Raw genomic sequence first — 23,731 nt, forward strand, 5'->3', positions numbered from 1 at the left:
TTAACATAATTATGAAAATAACGACACCTACATAAGACTTGTGAGTTTATACCTATTAAGGTTACTAGAAAGCAATTGGAGAGAAAAAGCCGCTAGATTCTGCTTTCTTATCGGTCTGTCTTTTTTTAATAGTTCGTCAGTCACCATTTGTCTCATCTCCGTGGCCACGAGTACCTGAAAACTGAATCGACTTCATCCAATGAAGAACATAATCTTCTTCCTCTGCAAGATCCATCTGGCAACTTTCAGACTCTTTATCCACACATGATGCAATATAGAGAAATTCCATCCCTTGAGGTTCTTTTTGAGATGACACTTTATAGCCTATGACGACATATCGCTGGTAGTCATCCAATTCTTCAACTTTTGAACCAAAATAAGTGAGACCATTTTCATCTTCAACTTCTTTCCAGTCTTCTTCATAATCCCAGCGCTTTCTTAAATTATCCAGTATCCAATCTGGCCTTTCAGCATACCCGCTATAATTATATTGGAAGTCAACCAAATATCCTCGATTTTCTTCTTCATTTTCATAAGCAAAACGCATTTTTTCATAATGGTCCCCATCCATACCAGATGCATTGTACATGAACACAGCCTCTTCTGGAAACCAAATCGTAAAGGCGTCAATTTTTGAACGCATTAAGTAAAACCCTTCCGCTACTGGCTCTGTCGACACCATCAGTTCACGAGAATGTTCGCTTTGAAACGCATCAATTTGCGGCAAATCTGCCGGGTCCATTTCCGCTGGTGTCTTTTCTGTTTCTTCTGGTGAGCTATCCATTTGCCCACATCCCCCTACCAGCATGGCAAGAACAACCACCAGCAATAGCTTGCTTTTATCCATTCTACTCGACTCCTTAGAACTTCTTTTAATACTCCGCTATCACTTTTCCTATGGACGTTACCAGAAAATGATTAGAGAGTGAAAAAAGTACTAGATTCTGCTTTCTTATCGGTCTGTCTTTTTAATAGTTTGTTATTCGCCATCGGTCTCATCTCCATTGCTACGAGTGCCGGAAAATCGAATCGACTTCACCCACTGTAGTGCAAACTGTTTTTCCTCTTCTAAATGAATCTCACATCCTTTAGCCTGTTTATTTACGCAACCCACATCGTACACAAATTCTATGACTTGGGGGGTTTGTTTGATAGAAACCTTATATCCAATTACAACATATTCATTTGGAGCCACTTCTTTTATCCCGTACAATATTCTACTCTCTTCTTCTTCAACTTCATTCCATTCATCTTCAAAGTCCCATCTCCACCTTAAATTATCTAAGATGCGTTCAGGTTTTTTGGCATTTCCTCCATACTGGTATTGAAAATTTCCTGTATACTCTCGATTTTCATTTTTATTTTCATAGGAAATTCTAAGCTTTTCATAATGATCCCCATCCACACCAGAAGCATTGTCCATAAACACAGCCTCTTCTGGAAACCAAATCGTAAAGGCCTCAATTTTTGAACGCATTAAGTAAAACCCTTCCGCTACTGGCTCTGTCGACACCATCAGTTCACGAGAATGTTCGCTTTGAAACGCATCAATTTGCGGCAAATCTGTCGGATCCATTTCCGCTGGTGTTTTTTCTGTTTCTTCATCTGGTAAGCTATCCATTTGCCCACATCCTCCTACCAGCAAGGCAAGAACAACCACCAGCAATAGCTTGCTTTTATCCATTCTGCTCGACTCCTTGAAAATCTTTTTTCTTATCTGAATCCACGCACTTCTGAAAAAAAGCTAACGCCACCTTCATATCCCTAAATATTACCATATATTCATTTTCCAGAAAGGCTTTTCAAAATACCTATTACACATTGTTACATGTTGAGTCGAAAAAAATGGTGCAGGTCTCCTAGGCATGTTCGCTTCGGGCCCGCACCATTTTCAGAGTGCTACGTATTTTTTTGCTTTTTCTTTTTTATACACCCTATCAGGTCAATTGAAGGTGTTCGGCAAGGTTTTCTTTATATGCTGGTCGAACAATACCATGCTCTGTAATAATCGCGGTAATAAGAGCATTGTCTGTTACGTCAAAAGCTGGGTTGTATGTCTTTACAGCCGGTGGCGCCATCGGCTGTTCATACCAAGAGTCGGTTATCTCTTTACCTGAACGCTCTTCAATTTCAATGTCTGCTCCTGTTTGACAGCTCCAATCAATGGTGGATGTTGGTGCACAGACGTAAAACGGGATGCCGTAATGATTGGCAAGGATCGCTAAACCTGACGTGCCGATCTTATTCGCTGTGTCCCCGTTGGCAGCAACTCGGTCACAGCCAACAAGTACAGCATCAATCTTGCCTTGCTGCATAACAATCGACGCCATATTATCACAAATTAATGTAACATCAATGCTCGCTTGCTGAAGCTCCCAGGCGGTGAGCCTTGCGCCTTGCAGAAGTGGCCTTGTTTCATCAGCATATACACGAAAGGAATAGCCTTGTTCATTTCCAAGAAAAAGTGGTGCAAGGGCAGTTCCATATTTTGCTGTTGCAATGCCGCCTGCATTACAGTGGGTTAAGATCCCATCTTCTTTTTTAAGTAATGTTAGGGCATGCCTGCCTATTGCTTCGCAAACCTGTGCGTCTTCTGTACGAATGGCTTCCGCTTCTGTACGCACCGCTTGTAGTACATCTTCTACATTTGCCCTTGGCTGCTGAACAATCTTCTCCAAGCGCTCTAACGCCCATGCTAAATTGACCGCAGTTGGACGAGATGAAAGGAGATACGCTTTAACATTAGCAAATGTCTGACGAAGCTCAGCCACTGTAACGTAAGGATGCCGGACAAGTTCCACGTAGGCACCATAAGCCGCGGCAATCCCGATGGCTGGTGCTCCTCTCACTTGCAAGGCAACAATGGCTTGCCAAACATCTTCTTGTGTTGTTAATGTTCGATACACGATTTCACCTGGCAGAAGCGTTTGATCAAGGATGACGAGTGTATCTTCACTCGTTAGCTTCACTGATTCAATGGCTGACATAGCTTCCGACTCCTCTAATCGCTTCGACAACCCCATGGCCTGTTTGATAATCGCTACGATTCAAAATAAACGTCTTTCCTAGAGTTAAGCATGCGATTTCAGCTTCACTACGGGCTTGACTGTCTGAGATACTTGTTATGTCAACGACTTTTGCAATGCCAATGATTCGGCGACATAGTTCCAAACCAACAACCGCTACCGCATCTTCTAAAACACTTTGTAAGTAATGTTCTAGAAACCCTTCATAGTGAGCCACTCTTTCTGTTGTTTTCTCCTGAAACGCCGTAATAAACTTCTTTTTAAATTGATCAACTAATGTTTCAATTGTGTCTAAAAGATAGTGTTGAAATGCTTCTTCTCCTTCACTTGTGTAGACACTATTCGTATACGCAAAAATGAAGTTTGCGATAATGTTGCCAACGTCATAGCCAGCTGGTCCATAAAAAGCAAATTCAGGGTCAATGACTTTTGTTTCTGATGATGTAACAAATATAGAGCCTGTATGTAAATCACCATGGAGTAACGCTTGCGCATTCGTCAGGAACTGAAATTTAAGCTTCGCTGTTTCCAGAGCTAATTGTCGATCTCCCCAAATTTCTTTTTCAACAAAAGACTTTGTTTCTTGAAAAACATCGTTTCGGGGATGTGGAAAAAATGGTTCCGTGTAAACAAGATCTTCTGTAATTTCGCATAATTCTGGATTTGTATAAGATTTCACTAGCTCTTTTTTCGCTTTGTGATCAAGAACAAGATCAGACGTCGACACAAGGGTTTCCACAAGAAACGTTGAGAGGTGTTCAGCGAGCTGAGGGAATTGTTGCCTGTTTAATAAAGCGGTTCGTAATATTGTATAATCCGATAAATCCTCCATAACAACACAGTTCTTGTCCCGATCATAGTGGTATACTTTCGGAACAAAGCCAGGAGCAAGCTCTCCTTGCAACCGAAGAATATCCGTCTCAATTCGATTGCGATCTGGAGAGACGACGAATTCATCCGAAAGACGCGAAACGGGTCCTGCTTGCTTAACAATTAATGACTGCTTACTCTCTTCATCATGCACACGAAACACATAATTTAAGTTACCATCTCCAATTTCCTTGCAGACAAGGCGAGCATCCTTATTAAAAAAACCAAACGCTTCTTTTACATACGTAACCACTTCTGTTTCTGTCATAATGGCTGCCGGCCATTCTTGTTTGGTCATCTTTTTTCCTCCTCATTTGTTTGCTTGTATCAACTCTCCTTGCACCTAGCGCCATCATTTCATATAAAAAGCCTCTTTCATGTACAAGAAAGAGGCGGTAGCATACTTGATCCGTCTCTTATCTCTCAGGTGATAACCTGTTGGATGTAGCACCGTGCCTTGAACCTTCTAAGAGGTTTCCATAAAATAATATACGGAAGGTCGGTTGCTGGGCGTCAAAGGGCCAAATCCCTCAGCCAACTCTCGATAAGAGCAATATTTTATTGTGTTGGGAGTAATCATAAAATGCAGCTCCGTTATTTGTCAATACTCTTTTTTCAAAAAAATACAAACGGTTTACAAAAGAACCGTCTGTTGGAATCTTAATAAAGAAGAAAAAAAGATTGACGTGCCACAAGAACCCTGTCATAATCTATTCCAACGATTCATAATTGAATGAAAGATACAACTCTTATAAAGAGCAGGTGGAGGGACGAGCCCGTTGAAGCCCGGCAACCTGTTTCAGTCCCTAGACTGATTCAAGGTGCTAATTCTCTCGCGCATTGTGCGTGGCAGATAAGAGGACACGACTTTTGTTGTATACACGCACACGTCCTCTTCCTCATACGAAGGGGACGTTTTTATTTGTAAACATAACGAAAGGGGCTACTTCGATGAGCGATGTGACAGCGACTTACCTTGTTCCAAGTGGTGGAGATTTACATAAAAAAGCAGAAAACATTGCTCTTGGACTAACGGTTGGTTCATGGACGAACTTGCCAACACTTGAAAAGCAACAACTTCACAAGCATAAAGGTGTGGTTGTAGATGTTCAAGACGACGGTAAAAGTGGAATTCTTACAGTGCGTTACCCCTCAGCCAATTTTAGCGATGACATTCCCGCTATATTAACAACCGTTTTTGGGAAACTGTCATTAGATGGCACCATTAAGCTCATTGATCTCTCGTTTAGCGAAGATGTTGCTCGCCAATTCCCCGGACCATCCTTTGGAATAGAAGGTATTCGTGAGCTAATTGGTGTTTATGACCGTCCGCTCGTCATGAGTATTTTTAAAGGAATGATCGGCAAGGGGCTTGATGAATTTGAACAACAGCTTTATGCGCAAGCCTGTGGTGGCGTTGACCTTGTTAAAGATGATGAAATTTTGTTTGATAACCCTCTTACGCCGTTTGAAGAGCGTGTTAAACGAGGAAAACGCATACTCGACCAAGTTGAACAGGAAACCGGCAAGCGGGTATTATACGCTGTTAATCTAAGTGGCCGTACCTATGAGTTACGAGAAAAAGCACGTCAAGCTAAGCAGCTTGGTGCATCAGCACTCTTGCTTAATGTGTTCGCGTATGGACTAGATGTGCTGCAAGCCCTCGCAGAAGATCCTGACATTCAACTACCGATTATGGCTCATCCAGCAGTATCTGGAGCGTTAACGGCTTCAGATCAGTACGGCATTTCTAACAAAGTATTACTAGGTACACTGTTACGGGCGGCAGGCGCTGACCTTGTCCTATTTCCATCCCCATACGGAAATGTTGCCCTAAAGAAAAACGAGACAACCGCAATTGCATCTGCATTAACTGAATCAGCTGTTTATCGCCCTTCTTTTCCTGTTCCATCCGCAGGAATTCATCCAGGGCTTGTTCCTCAATTGGTTGAAGATTTCGGAAAAGAATCTGTTATTAATGCTGGAGGCGGTGTTCACGGGCATCCTCAAGGAGCAGCCGCTGGTGCAACAGCTTTTCGCCAAGCCATTGATGCAGTCTTAACCAAAACCCAGTTAACGGATGCCGCCTATGAAAAAACTGAACTCGCGGCAGCTCTTGAACAGTGGGGAGGAAAAGGATGACGCAACGCCAACCTGTCTTATTCTGTGATTTTGATGGAACCATAACAACGAAAGACAACATCATGGCCATTATGGCTGCTTTTGCTCCACCAGAATGGGAAAAGATAAAAGATGACATACTCGCGCAAAAGCGTTCCATTCGCTCTGGTGTTGGCGACATGTTTCATTTAATTCCTTCTTCAAAAAAAGAAGAGATTCGTGCATTCGTTCAACAAGCAACCATTCGTTCTGGATTTGCCGCCTTTGTCGATGAAACCAACCGTCAAAACATTCCCCTTCACATTGTCAGCGGCGGAATTGATTTTTTTGTAGAACCGATGTTGAGGGGGTATTCATTAAACGGGGAACTTTATTGCAATGGCAGCGATTTTAGTGGTGACACAATTCACATTACATGGCCCCATGCCTGTGACCAACATTGCGGAAATGACTGTGGTTGCTGCAAACCATCTATTTTACGTCAGTACCCAGAAGATTCCTATTATCGAATTGTTATTGGGGATTCCATAACCGATCTTGAAGCAGCAAAAATCGCCGACTATGTTTTTGTATGTGGAGACTATCTGGAAGACAAATGCAAAGCTCTTCGGCTCCCTTATACGCGCTTTGAACAGTTCCATACCGTTGTAGATGCCTTACAAACGTTAGGAGTGACGCGATGACTACTGGACAACTTTCTCTTACACAAAAATGGGATGAATTAGCAGCCATTAAAGATGAGCTTGCTGAACGGGATTGGTTTCCTGGTACAAGTGGAAATTTATCCATCAAAGTATCCACTGATCCCCTCACTTTTCTTGTGACAGCTAGTGGCAAAGACAAACGTAAGCGAACATCTGAAGACTTTCTTCTTGTTGGAAGAGATAGCCAGCCAGTTGAAACAACTTTACTAAAACCATCCGCTGAAACGGTGCTTCACCAACGCATTTATGAGCAAACAGATGCAGGGTGCTCCCTTCACATCCACACAGTTGATAACAACCTTATTTCCGATCTTTACGGGGACAAAGGTGAAATTGTCTTTCGAAACCAAGAGCTTATTAAAGCCTTTCAAATTTGGGAGGAAGACGGTGCATTAACGGTTCCGATCGTTGAAAATTACGCCGATCTTACTAAGCTTGCAGATGCCGTTGCCAATCGAATACACCCTGGTATTTATGGGGTGTTAATTCGTAACCATGGCATTACTGCGTGGGGCCGAAATGGGTTTGAAGCTAAAAAACATTTAGAAGCCTTTGAATTTTTATTTTCATATCAACTAAAAAAAGAGCTGTTGGCACGTTAACTACGTCGCCTAGTATCTTGAGGAGGAATGGACAATGGCAACAATCGTTATTCGAGACACAGAGGAAACCATTAAAGGACAAGAAGCAGTACAAGCTTTTCTAGACAGTCAAGACGTACTATATGAACAGTGGGACCCGGCAAAATTACCGAGTAGTCTACAAGGAAACTGCCAAATCAGTGATGAGGACAAAGAACAGATTTTAACTACGTATGATGCCGATATTCGGTCCCTTGCTGAACGCCGCGGCTACAAAAATTGGGACGTTATCGCATTAAACGAACATACACCTGATTTAGATGCGCTCCTGAAAAAGTTTGAACAGGTTCATACCCATACCGAAGACGAAGTTCGTGCTATTACCGCAGGCTCAGGAAGCTTTGTGATAAAAGGGGCTGACGTTGGGTACTTCGATGTCCAGCTAGAGCCAGGTGATGTGATTAGCGTTCCTGTAGATACACCTCACTTCTTCACTCTTTCTGACGAACGTCAAGTTGTTGCAGTGCGCCTTTTCATTGATTCCGAAGGTTGGGTTGCGCACAAGTATGATGATCCTGCCTTTAGTAACTCTAACGAACGATAATCGTTGTATTCAGGCTTATGGCACCTTTGTCCTAAGCCCTATTTTTTGGAGGGGAAATGATGACCCAATTTGAACAATCAGCACTTTTGCAAGGTCTTCCCGATCAATTTTTTGCCCGTTTAACAGCGACTGTAAGAAAACACCTAGCACAAGGTCACGACATCATTAATTTAGGTCAGGGCAATCCTGATTTACCGACACCAGACTTTATTGTTGAAACGCTTCAGCAAGCGGCAAGCGAGCCACAATTTCAGCAATATTCTCCTTTTAGTGGTCATCTTTTTTTAAAAGAAGCTGTTGCCACATTTTATAAACGTGAATACAACGTCACCATCGATCCAGAAACGGAAGTCGCCGTTCTTTTCGGTGCCAAAACAGGACTTGTAGAAATTAGTCAATGCTTGCTAAATCCAGGAGATGTAGCGCTTCTACCAGATCCAGGCTATCCTGATTACACGTCCGGTATTGCATTGGCACAAGCTCAAGCATCACTCTTTCCGTTGCTTGCGGAAAATGACTTTTTACCAGACTACAAGTCCATCTCAAAAGAAACAGCCGAACGAGCTAAGCTCTTGTTTTTAAATTATCCAAATAACCCAACTGCTGGCGTCGCCACACACGATTTCTTCGAAGAAACGGTCCGGTTTGCATCAGCGAATAACATTTGTGTTGTTCACGATCTTGCCTACGGTGCGATTGGTTATGATGGTGTGAAACCGCCGAGCTTTTTACAAGCAGCTGGCGCAAAAGAAACCGGCGTCGAGATGTACACTCTCTCAAAAACATATAATATGGCTGGCTGGCGTGTTGGTTTCGCGGTTGGAAATGCGTCGGTTATAAAGTCTATTAATTTGCTACAAGATCACCTGTACGTCAGCCTGTTCGGTGCCATTCAACAAGCTGCAGCAACCGCACTCTTATCCGATCAAAACGAAGTAAAAGAACTAGTTGCCCGTTATGAAAAACGACGAAATGTCTTTGTTAACGGATTAAAACGCATCGGTTTAGAAGTGGAAGCACCAAAAGGCTCCTTCTTTGTGTGGATGCCTGTTCCACAAGGGTTCACATCCGAATCGTTCGCTGACTATTTACTAAAAGAAGCACATCTCGTTGTAGCACCTGGAAATGGATTCGGTCAATATGGCGAAGGCTACGTTCGAATTGGTTTACTCGCAGAGGAAGATCGATTAGAAGAAGCGATTCAGAGAATGGCGAAGCTACGTTTTGCGTCTATTACATCATAATGAAGACATAAGAGACAGGAAGAGTTCTTCTTCCGTCTCTTATTATTATTGCTAGGATTTCCCCTTAGCATTCTCTCTATCGTTTTGACAATCTACGGATCGAAACATTATACTAGTTTTTCGGAATATATTTTGAAAAAGGAGTCTTATTTTATGGAGGCAAACAAAGAGACAGATAACAACAAGCAGTACACAACGCGCAACTTAGTCGGGCTATTCTTAGGTCCTCTATTCTTTGCCTTAGTTTATTTCCTCATTCCTGAAAGCGTTTTATCCCATGAACCAAAAATCGTATTAGGGGTAACCCTCCTCGTTGCAACATACTGGGTAACAGAGCCGATCCATATGGCAGTAACGTCTCTACTTCCTCTTGTTTTATTTCCTGCATTTAACGGAGTCGAGATCGGTTCAATTGCACCAGCATACGGCAGCTCCGTAATTTTCATGTACGGTGGTGGTTTTGTCATCGCCCTTGCCATTCAAAAATGGAATTTACATAGACGCATCGCGTTAAATATTATTAAGATGATCGGAACGAAAAGCAACCGAATCATTCTCGGTATCTTAATCGCAACCGCTGCCATTTCCATGTTCGTATCAAATGCTGCTACCGCATTGATGATGCTTCCCGTTGCAATCGCTTTAATTAACGAAGTGAAAGATAAAAACATCCTTAAAGGTAAGAATTTCGACTATTTCTCAAAAGGCATACTACTGGCAGTCGCCTATGCAGCTACAATCGGTGGACTTGCAACCCTTGTTGCAGCAGTCCCGAATGCCCTACTTGCAGGGATCGCATCCTCTCAGCTTGATCGTACCGTAACGTTTGCTGAATGGTTATTATTCGCGAGTCCAGTAGCCATCATCTTACTAATTGTTGTTTACTTTTATTTAACAAAAATACAATTCAAAGTAGATTCAAATGATGAAGACACAGAAAGTACAATGGCCTTTATTAAAGAAGAAATAACGAAACTAGGAAACTTTACATCCGATGAGAAAAAAGTGGCTGTTGTATTCGGCATTACAGTCTTACTATGGACATTGTCTCCATTTGTTTCCGCCCTTGGGTTTATTCCTGGTCATGTTGGTGAGTTTTTCGACAATCTCAATGATGCCACCATTTCCGTATTTGGTGCTGTCTTACTATTCTTTCTTCCTAGTTCGAGAAAAGGTGAGCGGGTGCTCGAATGGACAGATATGAAAGACCTCCCATGGGGAATTCTCATTCTATTTGGCGGAGGGATGTCCATCGCAGCCGCTTTTGGAGAATCTGGGCTGAATGAATCGATTGGAGATTTACTACAAATGCTTCAAGGGATGGAATACATTTTTGTCCTATTGCTTTTAGTCGTATTTGTACTCGGGATTACTGAAATTCTCTCGAATACAGCCGTTTCAAATTTAATTCTACCACTTACTGTCGGACTCGGTATTGCCTTAGGTGTTGATCCTCTACCTCTTATGGCTGCCGCTGCACTAGCTGCTGGTTCCTGTTATATGCTCCCAGTCGCCACACCTCCGAATACAGCTGTATTTAGCGCAGGCTATCTCGCTGTCGGTGACATGGCGAAAGCTGGTGTATGGCTCAACATCGTCTCTATTATCGTCATTACCGGAGCCGTGTACTTCTGGATGCCAATTGTGTTTGGATTGTAAACTTGAAAACCCCTACTTTACAAGTGGGGGTTTTTGTCTAGACATTTACAAGTACAGACATATCGAGAGGGATACATAGTCCGATTTTCTAAGATGATATGGTCATCATTCTAATTCGTGCAGTCTATAATCCACGCACTCACATAGAGTGCGACAGCGAAAAAGGGCTCAAAACTACCTTTTCCTATTAAATAGTACCACAAATTGATTAAGAAAAAGAACCCACGCTCCATATCCGTTACATATTTTCACACATTCATCCAAAAAAGTGGTGCGGGTCTACTAAAGATTTACTGTTCGCTTCGGGTTCGCACCTATTAAAAGAAGAGGGCGACTCACTACACATTCATTTTTTTTGACATTTGATTGGTGGAATACTGCTTTTGAAAGCCAAATAATAAATCCGAGATAACAGTGATAAATTTTATTAAATTTAATAAAAGGGATTCAGGATAAGGAGAGCGAATTGGTGCTCTCCTTTTAGTATTAGCCGTCAAAAATAAGAGGATTAACAGCCTCTTCCTTTTTTACATAGTGTATCAATTGCAATTGGCAAAGTACTTCCGCTGAACCTTCCTTAAAACAATTTCTCCGTTGTTAAGACTGATATTCTGACGTAGGCCTCGCTTATGACCATGTATTGGCTATTAGGATTGTATCTCTTTGAGGTAATACGCTCATTATCGAGATGGATTTCAAGTGGGTTTTTCATTCTTATTTCTTCCACTGGCGTACAGGTTTGTAACCAGCTTCGTGGAGGAAGGAATAAACGGTCTTCTCATCAAGACCATTGATTTGAATTCCTTTTTCCATGGCTGTTATAAACATTTTTGCTGTGTATTCCAATGTTTGTAGCGCCGTTCTTGCTTCTTTAATATTGACATCACAAACGATTACGCCATGATTTTCTAAAAGAAATACATTTCCTTCCTTCGCCTTGCTTTTCACCGCTTGAGCCAGCTCTTTACTGCCTGGATGGTAATAAGGAATACGCACGACTTTCTCCAGATAATACATGGCTTCAACAAAGTAGTTAGACGGCAGATCAAGACTTGTATTCGCAATCAACGTACTGTAAAAAGGGGAGGAGTGAAGCACCGCTCCAATCTCCTCGCGCTCCTCATAAATGCCTTCATGCATCAAGAATTCCTTCGACGGTTTCTTCCCCACAAGGTGTTCGCCCTTCTCACAATAAGAAAAGTCTTCTACTTCTAGTTCACCTAAATACGTGCCTGTTGCTGAAATAAAATACCCTTCTTCACAGCGAGCGCTTATATTACCTGCGGTTCCCCAAGCAAGATCTTTATCCATCATGTACTTACCTGTTTTTTGTAAGTCTTGTAAGATGATTTCTTTGGCCATTAGGACCCCTCCTTTATTTTACCCATTCTACAAATGTGGTCGTAATTGTTGGGATAAATGCGATAATTACAAGGACAATTAAAATTGCAATATAAAATGGAATTAAGCTATACGTTAATTTATCTAATCGTAACTTACCAATTTTCGAAACGACAAACAAGTTCAGACCCATTGGTGGCGTCACCATACCAATTGCAAGCGTAACGATCATCACAATCCCGAAGTGAACTGGATCAATACCTAGTTGAGATGCTACCGGTACAAGAATTGGTGCCAAAATAATAATCGATGCGTTTGTTTCCATAAACATACCGACAAGGAGTAATAAGACCATCACAATACCTAAGAAAACCCAAGGATTTTCTGAAATAGATGTAATGAAGCTTGCGACTTGTTGTGGAACATTTTCGATCGTTAGTAACCAACTAAACAAGCCAGCCGTTGCAAGAATTAACATAATCGTTGCTGTTGTAATAGACGCTTGAGAAAGAATCGTTTTCAGTTTCGTAAAATTAATTGCTCGGTAAACAAAGACACCAACGATAAAGGCATAGGCAACTGCTACACCGGCAGCTTCTGTTGCTGTAAATATACCAGAATAAATACCACCTAAAATAATAACAGGCATAATAAGGGCTGGAATCGCTTTAACAAAGGCTTCGCCAATTTCTTTACCACTTTTCTTTTCTTCTTTCGGGTAGTTACGTTTTTTCGCAATAATAACCACCGTCACAATTAAAGCAATACCAATTAATATTCCCGGCACCATACCAGCGATAAATAAATCTCCGATTGAAGCCCCAACTGCTGTTCCGTATAAAATTAACGGAATACTTGGTGGCATAATAATACCAAGAGTTCCAGAGACCGCTTGTACTCCTCCAGCAAATTCTTTTTCATACCCTCTATTGATCATCGCTGGAATTAAAATCGCTCCTAATGCTGCTGTTGCTGCAACACTTGAACCTGAAATGGCTGCGAAAAACATCGTTGTCACAACCGTAACGATCGCTAATCCACCGACTAAATGACCCGTTAACGAGTTGGCTAAATTAATTAAACGTTGGGAGATTCCACCGTATTCCATAATAACACCAGCTAAGATGAATAATGGGATTGCCAACAATGGAAAGGAATCAAGTGATACAAACGCTCGTTGCGCTAATGTTAATAAGGTAATATCTCCTGCCAGAAGCATCGCCAGACTTGTAGATAAGCCAAGAGCAATCGCTACTGGTACACCAATAAAGAACAATGCAATTAATGATACAAGTAAAATCGTAATCATTCGTTCTCACCAACTATTCTATCAATACTATCTTCTATTTTTTTCTGTTGGATTAGTAAGGCAATAATGTTAAATAGCATGAGCAAGGCACCGAACGGAACCGCTGCATATGCCCATGACATTGAATAACCAAGGGTTGGTGTCGATTGATCAACAACAATAAACGTTAATTGTGTTCCGTAGTAAGCAAGCAACAAACAGAACACGGCGCTTATCAATAGTACAACAGTTTGTAATCTTGCTTTGTTCTTCACATTTTTCATAACGTCGATTAGAAAATCAATTGCAATATGCTGGTTATAGCGCATCGCTAATCCAGATCCTAAAAAGACAACATAAATCATTAAGTAACGGGCAATCTCCTCTGTCCATGCAAGCGGCACATTAATGACAAAACGAGTCGTTACTTGCAAGACAACCAGGATAGCCAAAACAGCTAGCATAATAGAAACGATATATTTAACGCCTGTATTTACTGAGTCAATAAATCGAATGTATGCATTCATAAGCTCTACTCCCTCATCCCTTGAATCGTGTCGTATAGCTCTCTTCCGTACTTGTCCGCTAAACGTTCGTTCACATCTTGGACCGCCTCACGAAATGGCTCTTGATCTACCTCAATTTGCTCGACACCTTCATCAAGCATCATCTGCAACGCATTTTCTTCTTGCGTGGCAACGATTTCATTTTGGAAAATACGTGCTTCTTCCGCTGCTTCTAGAACCGCTTGTTGCTCCAATTCGGTTAACTCTTCAAACGTTAAGTCACTCATAAGCAACTGTACATAACCGAAGACATGGTCGGTCATAACTAGATAATCTTGTACTTCATGAATTCGAGCACTCGCTGTAAATTCAATCGGGTTCTCTTGCGCGTCAATCACGCCTGTCTGCAGAGAAGAGTAAACTTCACCGAAATTCATCGGTGTTGGACTTGCTCCCATCGCTTGCCAACCATCTACAGAAGCTTCAATATTGGGTACACGAATCTTCACTCCTCGTAAATCAGCTGGGCTCTCCACCAATCGATTCGTTGTTAATTGCCTTGCGCCACGTAGCCAGAATTCCAGCCCTCTCACACCAGTTGCTTCTAAAGTATCTTCCTGCAACCGCTTTCCATCTTCTCCATAGAGAAAATCTTCCAAATGATCCAAATTTTCGAATAAGTACGGAAGCTCAAGCACCGCATATGGGTCATAAAAATTGGACATTACCCCTGCTACTAAAGCAAAGTCAACCGAACCAATTTGCATTCCTTCTACTAGATCGCGATCAGCGCCAAGAGTAGAGCTTGGATAAACCTCTACCTTGACACTTCCGTCTGTTTTTTCATGAACTAAATGAGCAAATTCAACTGAAGCTTGATGCCAAGCATTCGATTCACTTTGAATATGACCTAGACGCAATAATTTTGGTTCATCTTCCGCGCCTTCGCCAAAACTACAGCCAGCTAAAGCAACCATCATGGCTGAAACAGGTATCCATGTATGTTTTAATCTCATCTATTAGCCCTCCTGATTGAAAGTGACAATGACTTTCACTGATTCATCCTGCTTCTTGTCTACCATTTCAAAGCCACGATTAGCCTCTTCATAAGAAAGCGTATGGGAAATAACGACATCTACTGGCAGTTCACCTTTTGCAATAATCTCTAACGCTTCTTCTGTATCCGGGCGATTATAGGTCATGCAACCGACGATTTCTTTTTCATTCTGTTGCAGCTGTTCTACGTCAAAGTCTTGCTGTCCATGAAACATGGCGACGGTCACAACACGTCCACCTTTTTTTAATAGATTCAAAGAATCATTAATAATTCCCGGGACGCCAGCCGTAATAAAGACTTTATCAAAAGAACGACCGACTTTCGCTTTCGCTTCTTGAATCCAATCCGGGTTGTTTCTGATATTAAGCGTTGAAGTGGCTCCCATTTTCTTCGCATAATCTAAGGAATAATCGAGCACATCCGTGACGACGATGTCGGTTGCTCCTTTTGCTTTCGCAGCAATTAATGTCAGTAAGCCAATCGGACCTGCTCCAAGGATCGCTACACGATCACCAGGCTGAATATCTCCTTTACGTGCGGCATGCACACCTACAGCAAGCGGTTCAACAAGCACACCTTGATCATAACTAACATGATCCGGAAGTTGGATGACTTGTGACTCTGGAGAGGTAAAATATTCTGCCATTGTTCCAAGCCAGTCGCCCATTCCTGGCGCCAAACGCTTATCCGATAGATTCGACTGGCCTGTCATCACACCTTCTGTTTCACCCGTACCGATTTGTGGCTCCACCGTAACGCGGTCCCCGACTTGGACATGCTGTACATTACTACCAATTTCTACAACTTCTCCAGCTACTTCATGACCAATCACCACAGGTGGTTTGCGAAACGGATGTAACCCCTTATACGTATGAATATCTGAGCCACAAATTCCCGCTGCTGCTACTTTAATTAAGACCTCATCTGCTTTTAACGCTGGTACGTCAATTTCTTTTACATTAATTGATTCTGCTACTTCTACAAAAACCGCTTTCATGGATGTCCTCTCCCCTTACACACTACAAATCATTGGAAATACATCATCTTTGATTCATAGAGGTGTTTTTTCATTAAGCTTGAGCAGTCTCCATCTTTATTCTTTAAAGCTTCTAAGATGTCTACATGTTCAGCATAGAATTTCTGTACTCGATTTGGGTCTTTCTTTAAGTGACGTAATGTAATACGGCGAAGATGATCTTGATAGTTCAATAAAATCTTTGTAATTTCGCTATTTCCAGCAAACTCACTAATCGCTAAATGAAACTCATGATCGAGTGTCGCAAACGCTTTTACATCTTTGTTCATGGCTGCTACTTTCGTTGCCTCTATATTTTCTTCTAACTCTTTAATTTGTTCTTCGGTGATGCGCTGGTAAATCTCTTGACAACTGTAAGTCTCCAGCGCAATTCGAAGATTATAAATATCATTAATTCGCTCAATCGAAATATCAATGACAATGATGCCTTGTTTGGAAGATACGGTGACAAACCCTTCTGATTCTAGGCGCACCAACGCATTTTTTATTGGAGTCTTACTCATCCCTAGCTCGTCTATTAGCGTTCGCTCGGACAAGAACTGCCCCGGCTCATAGTGCTCTTCTAAAATCTTACTTTTGATCTTTTCATACGCCACATCTTTCAATAACATGCTCTCTACCATTCCTTTAGTTTATTTAGCGCCGGATTGATAGACCTTCTCGAAGAAATGCTCGCCACCTAGCTGACCACTCTTTAAGGCAAGTTCCAGTCCATCATATTTCGCACTCTCAGAATATCCTAAACATAAAGGAGCCCCAGGTGCAACAGAATCTAGAACTTCTAAACCATAAATATCAAGATTCGAGGTAACAAAGCCTGATGTATCTCCTCCTGAAATGATGACACGTCTTAGATTTGTATGATCAAGGATGTGTTTTGTCCATGCTCCTAATTTCTCACCAATGAAAATACCGATATTCTCTTTCTCTATTCCTGCCTGTGCTAAATGATCTCTCGTTTCTTGAATCGCAGGATCATCGGCACCTTTCGCAGTATAAATAACCACTTTCTTTTTTAATTTCAATTGTTCCATAGTTTCTCTTAAGAAAGCTTCTGCTTTTTGCTCATCGGTAAACAAGTCGACAGAAATCTTAATTGAATGAAAGCCTGCATCTTCCGCGGCGATGAGCTGACTTTTCGTCACTTCAGATACACTTCCAGAAACAGCAAAGATTTGGTCTACTTGTGTTGACTTTTTCTCTCGCTCTTTTCTGTCTACTAGCCCTTCACGCTTCATCGCGTCACCAATTGCATATTCTACACCAGAAGACCCTAAGAGAAATTGTGTCTCTTCTTTTCTTTTAGCCCACAGAACTTCAGACACCTTTTCCATATGACTCGCTTGTAGCGCATCATAAACGACAATATCGCTCTCAGGTTCTTCCTCTATGATCGTAGCTGCTGATTGGCTATCTAGCGACTGTACCGTCACGTTACCGATCGTCTGTTTCGTTTGCTTTTGTAAATGAGTTGCCAAATTGGCTTCGTTCATTGGCGTTACAGGGTGCTTCGACATAACCGGATGCTGATCAAGACGATAAACATCCTCTTTGAATTTTGCAAAATGGCTACCAAACACTGTAAATCTGCCTAACTTCGGTGCAGCGACTAAAAGCGGGTAACTTCCTGTCATAAAGTATTGTCTTGCAAGATCACTTGCAAACCCGATACTCCCTGTTTCTGGAGAAGAATCAAAAGTCGAACATACTTTGTAATGGACAAAATACGGATTCATTTCTTGTAAGAAGGAAAACACAGGCTCAAGCTCTGCTTTCATCCCTACTTTTCCTTTCGCACGCGCTGTACCAGCTACACCAATACAATCGACACCTTCAAATCTTGCTAGCATTTCTTTATCTGGAATTCTTAAAAATAAAATAGTCTTTAAACCATACTGGTCAAGCGCTTCCATCGCATCCGTTGAACCAGTAAAATCATCACCATAAAACCCTAACGTTAATCTACTCATTTTCCTTCACCACCATGAATCTATCTTAGATCTATGTTATATCTATTACGGATCTTATCAACCGTTCACACTTTTGTCAACCGTTTTCATAAAAAAAAGAAAAGGGTTTCATCGAGCTGATTGACTTCTTCTTACTCTCTCCTTAAACTCAGAGCGGCATTGAAAGGATTGATCTGGTATTTCTTATATTCTTTTCCTTTTAGGGGAACGGAATCAATTCGGGGATTGAAGATGTTGACTTAAAACAATTGAGTTGTTTGTAAAAAAGTCGCCTCTTTTATAAAAAATTCAACCGTTTTGGAAGAGCTTTTGTTTTTTTCTTTTCTAGCCTCTTAAATTAATCATTGAGTGTAAATGCTCTACATACTTAAATCGATGCACCCGGAACTCCTGAACCATGAGATCGAAAAAAGGAACGGTTTTATCAATACCTAAAGCAGGTAATTTTCTTACATATTGCAGATATTCCATGTAGCCGCTAAAAAGATGATGAGGATGAGTGACATCCAAAGCCACCTGGCGTATTCCCGCTAACTATCGTATTAGATTCAGGGTTCTCTTTATAATCTTGTAAAAACTCATCTAATGTTTCCCACGGAGCATCTGCACGAACAGCGATAATGCCATAGTCAGCTGCAAGATTAGCGATAGGAGTCATATCATCCCAGTTGTAATCAGAATTACCGGCAAGCAATTGAAAAAACCATTGTCGTTGATGTTGAAAAAATATGATGGGGATCGTTTACATTTTGTATGTACGCCCATCCTACAGCCCCTGTTCCACCAGGCTTATTAACCACTCCAATCGTTTGATCCATTAACCATGTTCCATAATCGCGTTCGATACAACTCTGGCGAATGTATCCCACCCACCTCCAGCAGAAGCAGGCGCCACCATTTCAACTAGTTTCTCAGGCTTCCATTCTGTTGATTCAGTATCCACCGTCCCCTCATTACTAAAACCAACGACAACTAGTACCAACATAAACAATGCCAAAGAAATGGGTAATCGCGGTTTCATACTATCCCTCCCTCAATAATTACATCGCTTTCATAATAAATCGCACCCGTTAGAAACGCTTAATCAGTTCTTCTTCGTTCACTTCGCCTTCATAGGGACACCCAAATGACACCGTTAATGCGCCGCCAACATACACATTTTTTTGGTTAGCAAGCTCTACAACAGGGAGCAGTTTCTCCACTGCTTCTTCACGGGTACAATTTGAATTCGCTAATGAATGGGAATCCGTTGCTGATAAAAGCAATTTTATTTGATTGATCCCAACACCGATTGCACGCTCAGCTCCTTTCAGATTTGGTACGAGCGCTCGAAATGAAACGTCTGTTAAGCTTTGGATGCCCTTTACAACCGCTTCTGCATCTTTCAGTTGAGGAATAGCCCGTGGGTGAACAAAAGAAGTCGCTTCGATATGACGAATACCACATGCTGCCAAAGCTTTGATGAGCTTAATTTTTGTCTCGATTTCCACCCATGTTTCCATTTGGAATCCATCTCTCGGTAATACTTCCCATATCGTCACTTCTTCTAGATACCGTCTTTCCATTTACACGACCCCGCTTTCTTTCAGCTTAGTAATACGTTCTTTTGAATAACCCAATCGGTATAATCACCTCTGCCCCCATATCCCCTAACAAACTTGCCGCAAAAGGGGCCGCTAACACAGTTGAAGCATCAACAAGACGAATACCTGTTAGCGGTCCGTTCGATAAACTCATCTGATCGACTCCTACAGTTCCACTAATCGGTTAATAAAACCACATAACGGAACTTTTTAATTGAGCGTATCATATCTTTCCAAATGAAACGACGGCAAAGACTAGTTAAATTTGGATTCACCGATTCATAAACCGATCATCCTATGATTCGCTTTATGAAAGGGATAATTTCTTTTTTCCTACATCTAATTGTTCGTTTATTTATGAAATGATTGCTATAATAAAAGAGTTCAAAAGCTTCTAGGGAGGGGATGTAATGACTTTACCTACAAATAAATTAGTTGAATATTGGTATAATCAGCAAGGCTTTTTTACTATGAAAGGTGAAAAGAATCAATACGACCTTCTAGCTATTCAGCATCAACAAGACGCTTCATGGCGCTATATTCATTGCGAGATTTGTATTCAACCTGATGAACACCCAAACTTTTCAGATCACCATGAGAGCAGTGATCACCGTTCTACGATTTCCAACCAAATTGAACACTGGATGAATCGGACGTATACTTCTTTTAAAAAACGAGCAGCACGAGAAAAACATATTCCCAATGTCGAATGGGAATATGTTCTTGTCTATCGAGATGAAACGAAAATCCAATACTTAAAACAAGCGAAACCTAGTCACCTTACCTTTATCCCTATTCAAACGATTATTGCTGAATTGAAAGAAGACGAACAGCCTCTATAATAAAAAGGGGCTGAGTCTATTTCTGCTTTATTCAAGACTCCTGCACAGTTGTCACTATCTCTCCCACTCTATTTCTTTTACGCATTTCTCTACTCCACCTTATCTCTATGAACAATATGAACGTAATTTTCTTTATCACCAAAACCTCCGTTGACTAAGTTATTGTGATAGGCTTATCAAAATATAAGATTATGTAAGCGTAAACATTTTCTTTTTACATCAGGAGGGTTTAGCTTGTTAAGTATTATTGGTATATCCATTATTCTTATTACTGTTGCTTTACTTATATGGGGAAAAGCAAGTCCAATTGTTGCCATGATTATTGTGCCCCTTGTTGGTGCACTTGTTGCAGGTTTTGGATTTACTGAAATTACGGAGTTCTTTGAGATAGGAATTGACCGGGTACTCAGTGTAGCCATTATGTTCATCTTCGCGATTCTGTTCTTCGGTGTTTTACAAGATACTGGTTTTTTTGAGCCTATTATTCGTGGGATGGTTCGACTGACTAAAGGGAACGTCGTTACTGTCGCGGTTGGGACAGCTGCAATTGGTACAATTGCTCATCTCGATGGTGCCGGTGCAACGACTTTTCTATTAACTATTCCAGCATTACTACCGTTGTACAAGCGTCTTGGTATGAGTCCCTATTTACTCGTGATGCTTGTTGGTATAAGTGCAGGTATTATGAATATGGTTCCTTGGGCTGGTCCCACAGGTCGAGTAGCTAGTGTGATTGGCGGTGATCCCGTTGATGTATGGCTACCACTTATTCCAATGCAAATCATTGGCGTTGTTCTCGTGTTGATTCTCGGATATATCTTAGGAGTAAGAGAGAAGAAACGAATTCAAAGAACTGCTCATTCTGAAGCCGCGGCAACAGCCATGACCGATGCGGATATGAAAGAAGCACTGGATTCGATCAGTAATTCTGGAGATCCTAAATTAAAGCGCTATCATCTTATTTGGCCAAATGCACTTTTATTTGTTTCATTGCTTAGTGTATTAATTTGGAACCCTCTTCCATCTGCCTATATCTTTATGATTGGACTTGTGTTAGCACTTATGATTAACTATCCCAATGTTCAAACACAAATGGATCGTATTAAAGAACACTCTCCTAGTGCATTGTTAATGGCTGCGGTCATTTTGTCCGCGGGTACATTTTTAGGGGTATTAGATGGATCCGGTATGTTAGAATCGATCGCAGTTGACAGCATTGCAATTTTACCTGCTGCCGTTCTACCCGTTCTTCATATCATAGTAGGTTTGTTTGGAGTCCCGTTTGATATCATCACGAGCACGGATGCTTACTATTTTGCTCTTATGCCAATTGTAGAGAGTATTACATCTGAAGTCGGCGTGGCTAGTGCCTCTACGGCGTACGCGATGATGATCGGAAACGTGGTTGGTACATTTGTAAGCCCATTAGCTCCGGCTGTCTGGCTAGCTGTTGGACTTGCAGGGATCGATATGGGTAAATACATTCGTTACTCCTTCTTCTGGTTTTGGGGTTTCAGTATTGTCATGGTCGTAATCGCTATTATTATTGGCGTCGTGTAAGAAGCAAAAGCACTCTCATGAACGAGAGTGTTTTTCGTGTTTCTCTTCACAGGCTGACTCTTATCAAGTTTCCCGGAAAAATTCTTCGTATTTTAGTTTTACATCTAGCCTTAACGGTTATCTTTTCTGTAGTAGACATTTCTAATGAATTGAGGGGAGAATGTACATGCCGTATCACATCAAAGTCTATGTTATAGGTAGAGAACAGCCCATTTATGAATCAATAAGGGATGATGGAGACGTGAATAAAGCAGCTAAATCGATTGATGGTGCACTAACAGAAAACAAGATTGTTTCATTCGGAGTCATGAAAGAAGACGAAGTACTCGTGCGCTCTGAAAATGTCACACATGTTGAAATTACGGAAACATCGAAATCCTAATGAACGGTACCCTTGCTTCAAAGCTCTTAGACCTAAGATAAAACCCCAACGCTAACCAGCTTATCGTTGGGGTTTTAGTCAATAAAGTCCAAAACGAAAATGGCTTACGAGGAATTGGCTTTTTCCTTATGCCAGCTCCAAGTTGCTTGTTGTTTTTCTCGAAGATTTAGTGATGGTTTGTTAAATAGTCAATCGCTTTGTTCAAGAACCGATCAAAATGTTCAGGATAATCATGGTCTAATTCGTTTACTAATTCAAACACATGCTTTACGTTCTTTTTCTCTAGCAATTTAATAAACGTATTCGTACAGTCAAGAGAATCTTCATCTTGATCACCACAGATAATGTACCCTTTTATGCCTTTGTCTGCCATCATAGCTAATTCATCAGCATACTGCTCAAGATCTGGTAACCAAGGTCCCACAAAAATAAACCCTTGTACTGGAATATCACGTTTTAAGATGGTGTTTAAAATAACACCTGCCCCAGCAGAGAAGCCTCCAAGAATGATAGGTCCATGATTCACCTGAACATTCTGTTTCATTGTTTCATAATGAGTTTGCAACTCCATTGATCCTTTTTCTAAATCATCCCAATTATAACCACCTGAGAATTCTATCTGAGAAGACTGTGGCAATCCTAATACGAAACCATTTGATGTAACCGTTTGCCAATTGACTTTTGTAAACGAATTGTTTTCTTGGTTTCCATGCAGGGCGATGAATAAACCCTCTTTCGTACGACCTTTATCTGGAACAATCACTTCCAATGTCGATTCAGCATTTTTTTTCGCTTCTTCTTCTCTATTTCTACATAGATCAATCATGTATTGAAATTCCTCGTTCTTACGAAGGGAATCCAAGTCCTCATCTTCCAAAAGGTAGGTATAAGAATACCAATGACCGTTCTCAATGATCGCCTCTTTCATTATTGCTAAGGCTTCATCTTCGTGTCCAGATGCAGCAGCCAAAGCGTACTGAAAGTTGTAAATTTGAGCATGGTTTCCTTCAACCTCATTCGCATGTTTAGAAATATAGTGATAGGCGTCTTCCGCTCCATTTGTTTTATATTTTTCCAATGTTGTGTTCAGTAATTTCGTATACTTCATTTGTAAGATCGTTGCCCCCTATTAGTTTGTATAGTTCTGTACATTCATCTAAATTAATTCTTTTAAAACGATTAAATGAATATTTTTTTAAAAACAATCATAATATTCCCACACATTAAAACATACCATAAGCATATTGGTAAAACAAGGTTATCGTTGCATCTAAAGTCCTAAAGAATTTTTAAAAAATAGAGGCTGGGACATAAGTAGATAGAAAGACCAAAATGACGAACATTCCTGAAAATAGGA

Annotated in this window: 26 protein-coding genes and 2 riboswitches; of the genes, 9 read left to right on the forward strand and 17 right to left on the reverse strand. The window is 41.1% G+C overall.

Annotation, left to right across the window (positions count from 1 at the left end):
* Positions 1–136: 136 nt before the first annotated feature.
* From BK583_RS17260 to mtnK, 4 genes are all read right to left on the reverse strand, one after another.
* Complete coding sequence (locus tag BK583_RS17260; RefSeq protein ID WP_055737263.1) at positions 137–847, reverse strand: YvcA-related protein; 711 nt, start codon at positions 845–847, stop codon at positions 137–139.
* A 132-nt stretch (positions 848–979) separates the two neighbouring features.
* Positions 980–1,684, reverse strand: coding sequence for a YvcA-related protein (locus BK583_RS17265; protein WP_055737262.1), 705 nt, complete (start codon positions 1,682–1,684; stop codon positions 980–982).
* A 253-nt stretch (positions 1,685–1,937) separates the two neighbouring features.
* Entirely contained in the window at positions 1,938–2,987 is a 1,050-nt protein-coding gene (gene mtnA, locus BK583_RS17270) for an S-methyl-5-thioribose-1-phosphate isomerase (protein WP_139366205.1), read from the reverse strand.
* Entirely contained in the window at positions 2,974–4,194 is a 1,221-nt protein-coding gene (mtnK, locus tag BK583_RS17275) for an S-methyl-5-thioribose kinase (RefSeq protein ID WP_055737260.1), read from the reverse strand. The genes mtnA and mtnK overlap by 14 nt, the downstream gene beginning before the upstream one ends.
* Positions 4,195–4,309: 115 nt before the next feature.
* Positions 4,310–4,447, reverse strand: a riboswitch (SAM riboswitch).
* A gap of 195 nt (positions 4,448–4,642) precedes the next feature.
* A riboswitch (SAM riboswitch) is annotated at positions 4,643–4,756 on the forward strand.
* Between the two features lie 91 nt (positions 4,757–4,847).
* Here mtnK and BK583_RS17280 point away from each other — a divergent pair.
* From BK583_RS17280 to BK583_RS17305, 6 genes are all read left to right on the forward strand, one after another.
* Positions 4,848–6,038, forward strand: coding sequence for a 2,3-diketo-5-methylthiopentyl-1-phosphate enolase (locus tag BK583_RS17280; RefSeq protein ID WP_055737281.1), 1,191 nt, complete (start codon positions 4,848–4,850; stop codon positions 6,036–6,038).
* Entirely contained in the window at positions 6,035–6,700 is a 666-nt protein-coding gene (locus BK583_RS17285; protein ID WP_055737259.1) for a 2-hydroxy-3-keto-5-methylthiopentenyl-1-phosphate phosphatase, read from the forward strand. Before BK583_RS17280 ends, BK583_RS17285 begins: the two co-directional genes overlap by 4 nt.
* Positions 6,697–7,323, forward strand: coding sequence for a methylthioribulose 1-phosphate dehydratase (locus BK583_RS17290; RefSeq protein ID WP_038477031.1), 627 nt, complete (start codon positions 6,697–6,699; stop codon positions 7,321–7,323). Before BK583_RS17285 ends, BK583_RS17290 begins: the two co-directional genes overlap by 4 nt.
* A 34-nt stretch (positions 7,324–7,357) precedes the next feature.
* Positions 7,358–7,906 (forward strand): AraC family ligand binding domain-containing protein, encoded by a 549-nt coding sequence (locus BK583_RS17295; protein ID WP_055737258.1) that lies wholly within the window; start codon positions 7,358–7,360, stop codon positions 7,904–7,906.
* Between the two features lie 59 nt (positions 7,907–7,965).
* Positions 7,966–9,150 carry a pyridoxal phosphate-dependent aminotransferase gene (locus tag BK583_RS17300; RefSeq protein WP_055737257.1) on the forward strand — a complete coding sequence of 395 codons (1,185 nt, stop codon included), beginning with the start codon at positions 7,966–7,968 and terminating at the stop codon, positions 9,148–9,150.
* Between the two features lie 153 nt (positions 9,151–9,303).
* A complete protein-coding gene (locus BK583_RS17305; RefSeq protein WP_055737256.1) occupies positions 9,304–10,809 on the forward strand; it encodes an SLC13 family permease in 1,506 nt (501 codons plus the stop codon).
* Between the two features lie 714 nt (positions 10,810–11,523).
* Here the strand turns inward: BK583_RS17305 and BK583_RS17310 are convergent.
* The 12 genes from BK583_RS17310 to BK583_RS20515 form a co-directional block, all read right to left on the reverse strand.
* Positions 11,524–12,171, reverse strand: coding sequence for a class II aldolase/adducin family protein (locus BK583_RS17310; protein WP_055737255.1), 648 nt, complete (start codon positions 12,169–12,171; stop codon positions 11,524–11,526).
* 13 nt (positions 12,172–12,184) lie between these two features.
* The gene (locus tag BK583_RS17315; RefSeq protein WP_055737254.1) at positions 12,185–13,459 is read right to left on the reverse strand and encodes a TRAP transporter large permease; all 1,275 of its coding nucleotides are present in this window, start codon (positions 13,457–13,459) and stop codon (positions 12,185–12,187) included.
* Positions 13,456–13,965, reverse strand: a complete 510-nt coding sequence (locus BK583_RS17320; RefSeq protein WP_055737253.1) for a TRAP transporter small permease — start codon at positions 13,963–13,965, stop codon at positions 13,456–13,458. Before BK583_RS17320 ends, BK583_RS17315 begins: the two co-directional genes overlap by 4 nt.
* 5 nt (positions 13,966–13,970) lie before the next feature.
* On the reverse strand, positions 13,971–14,960 hold the full coding sequence (locus tag BK583_RS17325) for a TRAP transporter substrate-binding protein (RefSeq protein WP_055737252.1): 990 nt from the start codon (positions 14,958–14,960) through the stop codon (positions 13,971–13,973).
* Between the two features lie 3 nt (positions 14,961–14,963).
* The gene (locus tag BK583_RS17330; protein WP_055737251.1) at positions 14,964–15,998 is read right to left on the reverse strand and encodes a zinc-dependent alcohol dehydrogenase; all 1,035 of its coding nucleotides are present in this window, start codon (positions 15,996–15,998) and stop codon (positions 14,964–14,966) included.
* Positions 15,999–16,027: 29 nt separating this feature from the next.
* Entirely contained in the window at positions 16,028–16,648 is a 621-nt protein-coding gene (locus BK583_RS17335) for a GntR family transcriptional regulator (protein WP_055737250.1), read from the reverse strand.
* A gap of 21 nt (positions 16,649–16,669) precedes the next feature.
* Positions 16,670–18,007, reverse strand: a complete 1,338-nt coding sequence (locus BK583_RS17340; RefSeq protein ID WP_055737249.1) for a four-carbon acid sugar kinase family protein — start codon at positions 18,005–18,007, stop codon at positions 16,670–16,672.
* Between the two features lie 478 nt (positions 18,008–18,485).
* Complete coding sequence (locus tag BK583_RS17345) at positions 18,486–18,701, reverse strand: hypothetical protein (RefSeq protein WP_139366206.1); 216 nt, start codon at positions 18,699–18,701, stop codon at positions 18,486–18,488.
* Entirely contained in the window at positions 18,688–18,825 is a 138-nt protein-coding gene (locus BK583_RS20880; RefSeq protein WP_160319312.1) for a hypothetical protein, read from the reverse strand. The genes BK583_RS17345 and BK583_RS20880 overlap by 14 nt, the downstream gene beginning before the upstream one ends.
* A complete protein-coding gene (locus tag BK583_RS17350) occupies positions 18,825–19,028 on the reverse strand; it encodes a hypothetical protein (protein ID WP_055737247.1) in 204 nt (67 codons plus the stop codon). Before BK583_RS17350 ends, BK583_RS20880 begins: the two co-directional genes overlap by 1 nt.
* A gap of 49 nt (positions 19,029–19,077) precedes the next feature.
* The gene (locus BK583_RS17355) at positions 19,078–19,572 is read right to left on the reverse strand and encodes a hydroxymethylglutaryl-CoA lyase-like TIM-barrel protein (RefSeq protein ID WP_055737246.1); all 495 of its coding nucleotides are present in this window, start codon (positions 19,570–19,572) and stop codon (positions 19,078–19,080) included.
* Positions 19,573–19,597: 25 nt separating this feature from the next.
* Positions 19,598–19,744, reverse strand: a complete 147-nt coding sequence (locus tag BK583_RS20515; protein WP_139366207.1) for a CoA transferase — start codon at positions 19,742–19,744, stop codon at positions 19,598–19,600.
* 256 nt (positions 19,745–20,000) lie between these two features.
* On the opposite strand from BK583_RS20515, the gene BK583_RS17360 reads away from it, so the two are divergent.
* The 3 genes from BK583_RS17360 (at position 20,001) to BK583_RS17370 (ending at position 22,374) form a co-directional block, all read left to right on the forward strand.
* Positions 20,001–20,432 (forward strand): hypothetical protein, encoded by a 432-nt coding sequence (locus BK583_RS17360; protein ID WP_055737245.1) that lies wholly within the window; start codon positions 20,001–20,003, stop codon positions 20,430–20,432.
* Between the two features lie 234 nt (positions 20,433–20,666).
* A complete protein-coding gene (locus tag BK583_RS17365) occupies positions 20,667–21,992 on the forward strand; it encodes a CitMHS family transporter (RefSeq protein ID WP_055737244.1) in 1,326 nt (441 codons plus the stop codon).
* A gap of 166 nt (positions 21,993–22,158) precedes the next feature.
* Positions 22,159–22,374 (forward strand): hypothetical protein, encoded by a 216-nt coding sequence (locus BK583_RS17370; protein ID WP_038476988.1) that lies wholly within the window; start codon positions 22,159–22,161, stop codon positions 22,372–22,374.
* A 166-nt stretch (positions 22,375–22,540) separates the two neighbouring features.
* Here the strand turns inward: BK583_RS17370 and BK583_RS17375 are convergent, their stop codons facing one another.
* Complete coding sequence (locus BK583_RS17375; RefSeq protein WP_055737243.1) at positions 22,541–23,482, reverse strand: alpha/beta hydrolase; 942 nt, start codon at positions 23,480–23,482, stop codon at positions 22,541–22,543.
* Positions 23,483–23,731 lie beyond the last annotated feature (249 nt).

Source organism: Shouchella oshimensis, assembly GCF_002019765.1.
GTDB lineage: Bacteria > Bacillota > Bacilli > Bacillales > Bacillaceae_D > Shouchella > Shouchella oshimensis.